General features: G+C 63.4%; 10 protein-coding genes. 7 read left to right on the top strand and 3 right to left on the bottom strand.

Going from position 1 to position 9,696, the window contains the following annotated elements:
* Positions 1-2,441: carbamoyl-phosphate synthase large subunit (gene carB, locus ACR2J1_RS03205; protein ID WP_434017908.1), on the top strand; the 2,441-nt coding region annotated here is incomplete at its 5' end.
* 88 nt (positions 2,442-2,529) lie between these two features.
* Positions 2,530-3,003: a transcription elongation factor GreA gene (gene greA, locus ACR2J1_RS03200; RefSeq protein WP_434017907.1), complete on the top strand. Its 474-nt coding sequence runs from the start codon at positions 2,530-2,532 to the stop codon at positions 3,001-3,003.
* A 14-nt stretch (positions 3,004-3,017) separates the two neighbouring features.
* Here greA and glk read toward each other — a convergent pair whose 3' ends face one another.
* Complete coding sequence (gene glk / locus ACR2J1_RS03195; protein ID WP_434017906.1) at positions 3,018-4,019, bottom strand: glucokinase; 1,002 nt, start codon at positions 4,017-4,019, stop codon at positions 3,018-3,020.
* Between the two features lie 190 nt (positions 4,020-4,209).
* Here glk and ACR2J1_RS03190 point away from each other — a divergent pair, with 190 nt between their 5' ends.
* The 5 genes from ACR2J1_RS03190 to ACR2J1_RS03170 all read left to right on the top strand — a co-directional run bounded on the left by ACR2J1_RS03190 (position 4,210) and on the right by ACR2J1_RS03170 (position 7,117).
* Entirely contained in the window at positions 4,210-4,551 is a 342-nt protein-coding gene (locus tag ACR2J1_RS03190; RefSeq protein WP_434017905.1) for a c-type cytochrome, read from the top strand.
* Positions 4,548-4,739: a hypothetical protein gene (locus tag ACR2J1_RS03185; protein WP_434017904.1), complete on the top strand. Its 192-nt coding sequence runs from the start codon at positions 4,548-4,550 to the stop codon at positions 4,737-4,739. Before ACR2J1_RS03190 ends, ACR2J1_RS03185 begins: the two co-directional genes overlap by 4 nt.
* A gap of 41 nt (positions 4,740-4,780) precedes the next feature.
* Positions 4,781-5,722 (top strand): LysR family transcriptional regulator, encoded by a 942-nt coding sequence (locus ACR2J1_RS03180; protein ID WP_434017903.1) that lies wholly within the window; start codon positions 4,781-4,783, stop codon positions 5,720-5,722.
* 36 nt (positions 5,723-5,758) lie between these two features.
* Positions 5,759-5,881, top strand: coding sequence for a hypothetical protein (locus ACR2J1_RS03175; RefSeq protein WP_434017902.1), 123 nt, complete (start codon positions 5,759-5,761; stop codon positions 5,879-5,881).
* A gap of 69 nt (positions 5,882-5,950) precedes the next feature.
* Entirely contained in the window at positions 5,951-7,117 is a 1,167-nt protein-coding gene (locus ACR2J1_RS03170; protein ID WP_434017901.1) for a putative sulfate/molybdate transporter, read from the top strand.
* 20 nt (positions 7,118-7,137) lie between these two features.
* Here ACR2J1_RS03170 and ACR2J1_RS03165 read toward each other — a convergent pair whose 3' ends face one another.
* Both ACR2J1_RS03165 and ACR2J1_RS03160 read right to left on the bottom strand, forming a co-directional pair.
* Positions 7,138-8,109 (bottom strand): PQQ-dependent catabolism-associated beta-propeller protein, encoded by a 972-nt coding sequence (locus ACR2J1_RS03165; RefSeq protein WP_434017900.1) that lies wholly within the window; start codon positions 8,107-8,109, stop codon positions 7,138-7,140.
* 30 nt (positions 8,110-8,139) lie between these two features.
* On the bottom strand, positions 8,140-9,486 hold the full coding sequence (locus ACR2J1_RS03160; protein ID WP_434017899.1) for an ABC transporter substrate-binding protein: 1,347 nt from the start codon (positions 9,484-9,486) through the stop codon (positions 8,140-8,142).
* Between the last annotated feature and the right edge of the window lie 210 nt (positions 9,487-9,696).

Here is a 9,696-nt window from a genome sequence, read left to right as displayed (position 1 = left end):
AGATCGGCGTCGACACCGGCGGCAGCAACGTGCAGTTCGGCATCCATGCGCAGAGCGGGCGGGTGGTGGTGATCGAGATGAATCCGCGGGTGTCACGCTCCTCCGCGCTGGCATCCAAGGCGACCGGCTTTCCGATCGCCAAGGTCGCGGCAAAGCTCGCGGTGGGCTACACGCTGGACGAATTGAGGAACGAGATCACCCAAGGCAAGACGCCGGCGTCGTTCGAGCCGTCGATCGACTACGTCGTCACCAAGATTCCACGCTTCGCCTTCGAGAAATTCCCCGCGGCGGATGCCCGGCTGACCACGCAGATGAAGTCGGTGGGCGAAGTGATGGCCATCGGCCGCACCTTCGCCGAGTCGTTACAGAAAGCCCTGCGCGGGCTGGAAACGGGCAAGACCGGGCTGGATCCGACCGGACTCGACCTGGCGACTGACGACGGGCTCGCGGCGTTGAAACGGGAACTGCGCGAGCCGAGTCCGGAACGGATCTTCCACATCGGCGATGCGTTTCGCGCCGGCCTGTCGGTAGAGGAAGTCTTCACCCTGTCGCATGTCGACCCGTGGTTTCTCGACCAGATCGAGGCCCTGATCATCGCAGAACGTGAAGTCTCGGCCGCCGGCCTGCGGGCGCTCGATGCACGCGGGCTGCGGCACCTGAAACGCCAGGGTTTCTCCGATGCACGGATCGCCCAGCTTACCGATACCGACGAGTCGGCCGTGCGCGCCTTGCGCCATGCCTTCGACCTGCGGCCGGTCTACAAGCGCGTGGATTCCTGCGCTGCAGAGTTCGCCACCGACACGGCGTATCTGTATTCGACCTACGAGGACGAATGCGAGGCCCAGCCCACTGCGCGCCGCAAGATCATGGTGCTCGGCGGCGGGCCGAACCGGATCGGGCAGGGCATCGAGTTCGACTACTGCTGCGTGCATGCCGCGCTGGCGCTGCGCGAGGACGGCTTCGAGACCATCATGGTCAACTGCAATCCGGAGACGGTGTCGACCGATTTCGACACCTCCGACCGGCTGTATTTCGAGCCGCTGACGGAAGAGGACGTGATCGAGATCGTGCGCAAGGAAGAGACCAACGGCACGCTGAAAGGCGTCATCGTTCAGTTCGGCGGGCAGACGCCGCTCAAGCTTGCCGAAGCGCTGGAACGCGTCAATGTGCCCATCCTCGGCACCTCGCCCGATGCGATCGACCTCGCGGAAGACCGCGATCGCTTCAAGGCGCTCGTCGAACGGCTCGGGCTGAAGCAGCCGCGCAACGGCATCGCGCGCTCGGCCGAAGAGGCCGTGGCGATCGCAATGGAAATCGGCTTTCCCGTGGTGATACGACCCTCTTATGTGCTCGGCGGAAGAGCCATGGAGATCGTCCACGACGAGCAGCAGCTCGCGCGCTACATCGCCGAGGCCGTCGTGGTGTCGGGCAAGAGCCCGGTTCTCATCGACTCCTATTTGCGTGACGCGATCGAGGTCGATGTCGATGCGATCGCCGACGGCACGGACGTTTTCATTTGCGGGGTGATGGAGCATATCGAGGAAGCCGGCGTGCATTCCGGCGACTCGGCCTGCTCGCTGCCGCCGCACTCCCTGAAGCCCGAGATCATCGCGGAGCTCGAGCAGCAGACCGTAAAGCTCGCGCGCGCCCTGAACGTCGTGGGGCTGATGAACGTGCAATTCGCGATCCAGAACGACGATATCTACCTGCTCGAGGTCAATCCGCGCGCGAGCCGCACCGTGCCGTTCGTCGCCAAGGTGATTGGCCTTCCGATCGCAAGCATCGCGGCGCAGGTGATGACCGGCAAAAAGCTTGCCTCGTTCCAGCTCGACCGGCCGAAATTCGATCATATCGCGGTCAAGGAGGCGGTGTTCCCGTTCGCGCGTTTCCCCGGCGTGGACCCCGTGCTCGGACCGGAGATGCGCTCCACCGGCGAGGTGATGGGCATCGACCGCAACTACGCTATCGCGTTCGCGAAGAGCCAGCTCGGGGGCGGCAGCAAACTTCCTCTCACCGGCACGGTGTTCGTTTCGGTAAAGGACGCCGACAAGGAGAAGGTGGTGGCGCCGATCCGCGCGCTGGCCGAGATGGGTTTCCGCATCATCGCCACGCGCGGCACCAAGCGGCATCTCGATGCGATGGACGTGCCTTGCGAGAGAGTTAACAAGGTGTTGGAGGGCCGGCCACACATCGTGGACGCCATCACCAATGGCGAGGTGGATATCGTCTTCAACACCACCGAGGGCGCCAAGGCGCTCGCCGATTCGTTCTCCATCCGGCGCTCGGCCTTGCTCAACCACGTGCCGTATTATACAACCGTGGCGGGCGCGGCGGCGGTGACCGAGGCGATCAAGGCCCTCCGATCCGGCAGCCTCGAGGTCGCCCCGCTGCAAAGCTATATCGGCCAGTACGCCCGCCATTTCACCGAGACGCCTCAGTAGCGAGGCTCATCACCTCTTTCTTGACTTAGACTGGGCTATTCCTCGACATTGGTCGGTCGGAAGGGCCTCCAAAGGAGCGTTGACTGACATGGAAAAGGTGCCGATGACCGCTGAGGGCTATGCCGCCCTCGAGGCTGAGATCAAACATCTCAAAGCCGTCGAGCGGCCGCGCATCATCAAGGCCATTGCCGAGGCCCGCACCCATGGCGACCTCTCGGAAAACGCCGAATATCACGCCGCCAAGGACCAGCAGGGGATCACCGAGGCCCGGGTCGCCGACCTTGAGGACAAGCTCTCGCGCGCCGACATTATCGATACCTCCAAGCTCAAGGGCGACCAGATCATGTTCGGGGCGACCGTCACCCTGGTGGACGAGGATACCGACGACAAGGTCAAGTACCGCATCGTCGGCGAGATCGAGGCCAACGTGAAGCAGGGCAAGATTTCCATCACCTCGCCCATCGCGCGCGCGCTGCTCGGCAAGCGCAAGAAGGACATCGTGGAGGTCTCCACGCCCGGCGGCGGCAAGTCCTATCAGGTGCTCAAAGTCGAGTATAAATAGGGCCGCACGATCCGCTAGAAGCGGGTGATGCCGGCGCCGGCGGTCAGTAACGCGTTGCGCAGGCCGGCGGCCGCACCTTTGAGGGCGGCGAACTCGGCGAGAATGACATAGACCGGAATGGGCGCAAGCAACGCGCCCATGCGGCCCTTCGCCTCGAAGGCCTGACGGAACGGGCCTGCCCTCAATTGCGGCAGGAGCTTTGGTGGAATGCCGCCACCGAGATAGACCCCGCCGCGCGCGCCGAGCACGAGGGCCACGTCGCCGGCGAAACGGCCAAGCCAAGTGACGAAGAGATCGAGGGCTTCGGCGGCAGCCGGATCGCCCCCGCTCATGGCGCGTGCGACCACGTCGCTCGGCGGAAGCGCCTCGGTGGCGCGACCTGTTGTTGCGGCCACGGCCTGATAGAGATCGGGCAGGCCGAGGCCCGAGAGCGCGCGCTCGACCGAAAGATGGTCGCGGCCTTTGCGCAGATGCTCGATGAGGGCGAGCTCCCGCGCGTTATGCGCTCCAAGCGTCACATGTCCGCCCTCGCCCGGCACCGCCACCCATCCAGCTTGCGACCAGACGAGGCTCGCAACGCCGAGGCCCGTGCCCGGGCCGAGCACGATCTTCGCCGCATGCAAGACGGGCTCGGTGCCGCCGATCTGCGCCAATTCGTCGGGACCAAGATGCGGCAGCGAAAGCGCCAGGGCCTCGAAATCGTTGAGGACAAGGACACCGTCCAACCCGGCCGAACGGCAGAGATCGCCGCGGACAAAAGACCAGGGCGAATTGGTGAGGCGGATCTCTTCGCCCGTTACCGGCGCGGCGACAGCGATCGCCGCGTGGTGCGGCGCGTCCTGCAGTCCCTTGAGATAATCGAGCATCGCCACGGCAAGGCTCGGATGCGTCGCGCAAGGCACATGCCTGATCTCGCTGAGGGCGAAACTCTCCAGGTCCGCCACGGCAAAACGCGCGTTGGTACCGCCGATATCGGCGACCAGTGCGCGGCGGGGAAACTCGTTCACAGGAGCCATTCGAGGAATCCAAGGAGGGAAGGCCTGGTGTTGGTAACGCATTTTGCGGTCGCCAGCGAGCTTGCCGGCTTGGATGGGCGGCTCTAGGCTGGCCGGTAACGAGATTTTACGCGGTGGAGCCCGAAACCGGCGGCGAGCCCGCGCCAACGCCACCTGCCGACAAACAGCAGCACCCATAAGGGGCTTCCGCATGGCACCGAAAGCCTGTTCCCTCCTACGCTTCCTCGCCGTTTCGTTCCTGTTCGCCGGCATCGCGACCTATGCCGGGGCGCATGAGGGGGCGACCGGCGTCGTCAAGGAGCGCATGGACCTGATGAAGAGGCAGCAAAGGGACATGAAGCTGATCGGCGAGATGGCGAAGAGAAAGACGGCGTTCGACGCCGCAAAGGCCGCGGAGGCTGCGCGCGATATCGGTGTCACGTCGGCGAAGATCCCCGATCTCTTTCCGGAAGGCACCGACGGCCATCCGAGCGAAGCGCTTCCGTCCGTATGGCAAGAGTGGGACCACTTCACAAAGAACGCCGAGGATTGAAGCAAGCCGCCGGCGCGCTGGAGCAAGCTCTGGCGCGTGGCCAAGATTGGAAGGCGTTGCAAACCGTGACGGATGGATGCAAGAGCTGCCATCAGGATTTCCGCGCCAAGAAAAAAACGGCGGACATTGAGGACACCCGATTGTCCCAGGCGGGCGCGATCCTGCTATCAAGGGTCATAAATTCATAGAATGGGCCTAGAATTGTCGTTTCGGCCCGGACCCGCCCGCCATGCTCGAAAAACTCGAATTCATCATTGCGCTCGCCCATGAGCGGCATTTCGGCCACGCGGCCGAAGCCTGCGGCGTCAGCCAGCCGACCTTCTCGGCCGGCATCAAGCAGCTCGAGGAGATTCTCGGCGTCTTGCTGGTACAGCGCGGTTCGCGCTTCCAGGGCTTCACGCCGGAAGGCGAGCGCGTGCTCGATTGGGCGAGGCGCATCGTCGGCGACACAAGGGCCATGCGCCAAGAGGTCGACGCGCTGAAGCACGGCCTCGCCGGGCAAATTCGCATCGCCGCGATTCCGACAGCACTCGCAATGTGCGCTCTGATTACGACGCCCTACCGCGCGCGGCATCCCGACGTCAGTTTCACGATCTGGTCGCGAAACTCCATTGAAGTGCTCGGCCTGCTCGAAAATCTCGAGATCGACGCGGGCCTGACCTATCTCGACAACGAACCGCTCGGGCGGGTGAAGACGGTGCCGCTTTATAGCGAAGAATACCGGCTGCTGATCTCATCGGCCCAGCCGCTCGGCGACCGCGAACAGGTGACATGGGCGGAGGTGGCGCAGGTGCCGCTCTGCCTCCTCACCCCCGACATGCAGAACCGGCGCATCATCGACGGGCTGCTGCGATCGACGGGGATCGTCGTCACGCCGACGCTTGAGTCCGATTCGATCATAGTGCTGTTCACCCATGTGCGCACCGGACGCTGGGCGAGCGTGATGCCGGCAAAGCTGGCAGAAGGCCTGGGCCTCACCGAAAAGGTGCGGGCGATTCCCATCGTTGAGCCTGAAATTACTCACTCGATAGGTCTCGTCGTCCCACATCGCGACCCGCTCACCCCGCTCATCAACGCCCTTTTTAACGAGGCGAAGCAGCTTGCGCCGCTGCTCAGCTCCAGCGCGCCGCTATCCAGCACGCTTCTGGAGCTTGATCGGAAGTCCCAATAGGGCGATATTCACAATTTTGGATCCCGGGCATGGGGCGTGAACCCCCGCATCATCGAGGCGATGAAGCACTTCGATGTTGCGGCCGACAGCCCGATCGACAAGGCGACGGCAACCGCAAGCCCGGCAGAAGGCGGACAAGCCGCGAGCGACGCCGGCTGATGACGCAAAGGTTTGCGCGTGGCGAACGACATGGCGCAGCCGGATTTGAGGGGACTCGCGAGGCCGGACATGGCAGCGCGAAAAGATCCGCCGATACGGTTTGACCGGGCAGAGTTCGCCGGCGCGGTCGCAGACCTTGGCGTGCTGGTCCCTATTGCGGTTGCGCTCATCGTCACAAACGGATTGTCCGCGACCGCCGTCCTGCTGCCGGCCGGCCTCCTCTATATCGCAGCCGGGCTGATCTACCGGCTTCCTGTCCCCGTGCAGCCGCTCAAGGCCTTCGGCGCAATCGCCATCGCTCAGGGCCTGGGCTCCAACGAGATCGCCGCGGGCGCGCTGCTGATGGGCGGGGTGTTCGTGGTTCTGGGAGCTTCGGGGTTGCTGAACCGGGTGGCCAAGATTTTCCCGCTTCCAATCATTCGTGGCGTGCAGCTCTCGGTCGGACTCTTGTTCTGCCAGCTCGCCTGGAAGCTGACCACAGCACCTCCCCCGGCATTCACCGACCATCTCCAGCCAACTTGGTGGCTGGTCGGCGGAGCGGTCGCGGTGACCTTGGCGGGCTTGCTGCTGCACCGTCTGAGCGTGGCTCTCGTTCTCGTTACCCTGACGATCCTGGCGGTAGGTTTGGGCTTTCAAAGGCCGCTGCTGTTGGGCCCCTCGCCGATCGAGTTCCCCGAACTGAGTTTTCAGGTTTTCACCGCCGCAGCGATAGCCCTCGTGCTGCCACAGCTGCCGCTAACCTTCGCCAATTCCTGCCTGGCCACTGCTGACGTCGCCCGAACCTATTTCGGTTCCGCGGGAGAGAGAGTGCAGCCAAGCCGGCTCGCGATGACTTTAGGCTTCGCGAACTTGCTTGCAGGTTCGATCTGCGGCATGCCGGTCTGCCACGGCGCGGGCGGGATGACCGCGCATTACAGCTTCGGGTCAAGGACCGGGGGAACGCCCATTATCCTGGGCATCGCATTGCTGGCTCTCGCTATCGTCTTCGGAGCAAGCCTTGCCAGCCTTCTCGCGAGCTTTCCGCTGCAAATTCTCGCCGGCCTCCTCGCCATAGCCGGCATCCTGCATATCGGTTTACTCAGAGATCTCCGCCATCCCGTGCATTGGGCGTTGGCCATCGCCGTCGGGGTCACCGGCCTCCTCAGCAACCTCGCGATCGCCCTGGTCGGCGCGCTCGTCGTCTGGTGGGCGGCCGAAGCCTTCACGCGACGGCGCGCTAGCAGCGAGGCTGGATAGGGCGATAGATCGGACCAACGCTACGGCTTGATCGCCACGCCCCAGGGTAGCCGTCCAACGGGCACGGATTTTTCCGCCTTGAGCGTGGCGACGTCGATTACCGTCAGATCGTTGGTGAGGCCGTTGGCGACGTAATATTTCTTGCCGTCCGGGGCAAGCTCGCCATGCCAGGGACGCTGGCCGACGAGAATGTAATCCTTCACCTCTTTGGTCGCGGTGTCGATGACAACGACACGATTGGAGGGACCGAGCGGGCTGAAGAGAAGCTTGCCATCCAGCGAGAAGTCCATGCCCACGGGCTGAAGCTGCTCGGGGCGCACGCCCGGCACTTCGAAGGAAATCTTCTTGGTGATTTTCCAGGTCGCCGGGTCAATCACCGAGATGGTGCCGCCCACTTCAGAGGAGACCCACAACTCTTTGCCGTCGGCCGTGAACTTCGCTTCGCGCGGGCGCGAATCGACGAGCACATTGGCAATGAGCTTGTGCGTCGAATTGTCGATGACATGGGCCATGCTCGTGCTTTCCGAGGTGGCAACGGTGATCTTGCCATCGGGGCTCACGATCATGCCTTCCGGCTCGACGCCCACGGGAATCTCGGCCAGCACCTCGCCGCTCGCGATATCCATGACGGTGACGAGGCTGTCGTCCTCATTGGCGATGTAGATCGTCTTGCCCGTGGGATCGATGGCCATCAACTCGGGGTCCGGCCCAGATTCGAGATTGCGCACGACTTCCATCTTCTCCGTATCGATCACGTCGATGATGTCGCCATCGCCGGCCGCAACGAACAGCTCCTTGAAATCGGGGCTGAGAACGATGCCGCGCGGACGCCGATCTACCTTGATGGTGTTGATCACCTTCAGCGTCTCGCTATCGATGACGGTGATGGTGTTGTCCTTCTCGTTCGAGACGAAGATCGTCGCGGCGAAGGACGGAGCAGCGGTGAACAGGGTGAGGCCCGCGACGGTCGCGGCGACGGTCAGTCTTGTCATGAGATTTACCTTCGGCCAGGGGTCATTGAACTAACGCAGCTTGCATTTGGTCTCCGGCGCATCGAAGCCCAGAGTGTCGGTGAGATTGGTCGGATGCAGGAAACCCTCCTGCGGCGAGGTCGAGACCGGCACGCGCGTGCCGCCGCCGAGAATGATCGGCTGGCGCATCTGATGGTCCCAAGTGCGGAAGCTGAGCGCCTGCCCTTTGAAGGCCTCGAGCTTGAAGTCGTCAGAGAGGAGGAATTTCTTGAGCTCGGCTGGCGTCGTCTGGCCAGAGCGCATGGCCGCATCAGAAATCGAGCGGACGGCAAGCCAGCCGGTATAATCACGCTCGGTCGGCTTGCGATCGGCGATCTTCGGAATCGCGTTCTGAAAATGCATGCCGCCGGCCTCCGTGTAAGACGGATCCCAGGCCACCGCCTGCATGCCTTGCGTTCCCACGACCGGCCGCGGCGAGGAGGTGCGGTACATCAGGTAGTCGCCGAAATGATCCGCGGAGTCGACCACCCAAACAACGTCGTGCTCCGGCGCCGCCTGCGTCACCATGGGGATCTGGGTCTGCACCTGCTGGTGGCCGGAATCGAGATTGCGCGCGCCGGGCGGCAGATCGTAGATTTTCTCGCCAACGACCTTGCCGCCGTATCGCGCGGCGGCGCGCTTCACTTGCGCGACATAATCCTTATCGGCCGCGGTCTCGCCGCTGAGGAGGTACCAGCGGGGCCATTTCTTCCAGATCAAATATTGCGCGAGCGCGTCGGCCCGCATCGCCTGATCCGGGATGATGTGGAAGACATTGGCGCGGCAGAAGTCCTGACGGAGGGAGGTCGCGCTTGAGCGAATGTTGAGGATGACGGAATTCTTCGCTTCGGGGAGATCGGCCACAGCGATCAGATCGTTCGGCTCCAGGTCGGCGATGATGAAGCTGTCGCCCTTGGCGAGAATCTCCTTGGCCTTGGCGACGATATCGCCATCCGACGGGATGATGGCCTCGTCGAGCTCGAAGGCGTGGCCGACAAAGTTGCCGGCGAGATTGGCTTCCTTGACGCCGAGTCGCGCGCCCTGAATGCCCTTATCGGTGACGATCTTCTCCGCATAAGAAAGCGGCAGAGGTTCCCGATATTGCTTGCCGAGATAGACGATACGCACCGAAGTTTTGTCCGGCGTCGCCGCTGCGTCCGCGGGAGGCGCGGCATCCGATTTGGCATCAGCGGGCGGCGCGCTTTCCGGTGTCGCGGGTGCGGGGGGCGCAGGGACCGTATCCGTGGCGTCCTGCGCCGAGACCGATTGCATCAGCGGCCAGGCGCAAAGGACGGCAGCCGCAAGAGCGAGGGACACGATGACAGGACGAAGAGGAAGACGACGCGACAACTTAAACATGGGCAATTGGCACGCATTCCTAAGACTAGATCCAAAAGTGGCAACGGAGCTGCCACTTAAAAGCAGGCGCACTCTCCCCCACGGGCGCGCCCTTTGGCAAGACCACTATATGGCAATGTTTCGGGGCAGTTGAAGTACCGTCGTGCGGCACAGAGTAAAAGACCTGCGGAGGGTCTCCCAAGGCTTCTAATTCCTCGTCCTGCGGTCAAC

It is taken from the genome of Methyloceanibacter sp. (assembly GCF_050999895.1).
In the GTDB taxonomy this organism is placed as follows: domain Bacteria; phylum Pseudomonadota; class Alphaproteobacteria; order Rhizobiales; family Methyloligellaceae; genus Methyloceanibacter.
This window is presented reverse-complemented; position numbering and strand designations above follow the sequence as displayed.

Coding starts and splice junctions, on each gene's coding strand:
- ACR2J1_RS03160 (WP_434017899.1), bottom strand. CDS start 9,486: ATGTTTAAGTTGTCGCGTCGTCTTCCTCTTCGTCCTGTCATCGTGTCC.
- ACR2J1_RS03165 (WP_434017900.1), bottom strand. CDS start 8,109: ATGACAAGACTGACCGTCGCCGCGACCGTCGCGGGCCTCACCCTGTTC.
- ACR2J1_RS03190 (WP_434017905.1), top strand. CDS start 4,210: ATGGCACCGAAAGCCTGTTCCCTCCTACGCTTCCTCGCCGTTTCGTTC.
- greA (WP_434017907.1), top strand. CDS start 2,530: ATGGAAAAGGTGCCGATGACCGCTGAGGGCTATGCCGCCCTCGAGGCT.
- ACR2J1_RS03180 (WP_434017903.1), top strand. CDS start 4,781: ATGCTCGAAAAACTCGAATTCATCATTGCGCTCGCCCATGAGCGGCAT.
- glk (WP_434017906.1), bottom strand. CDS start 4,019: ATGGCTCCTGTGAACGAGTTTCCCCGCCGCGCACTGGTCGCCGATATC.
- ACR2J1_RS03170 (WP_434017901.1), top strand. CDS start 5,951: ATGGCAGCGCGAAAAGATCCGCCGATACGGTTTGACCGGGCAGAGTTC.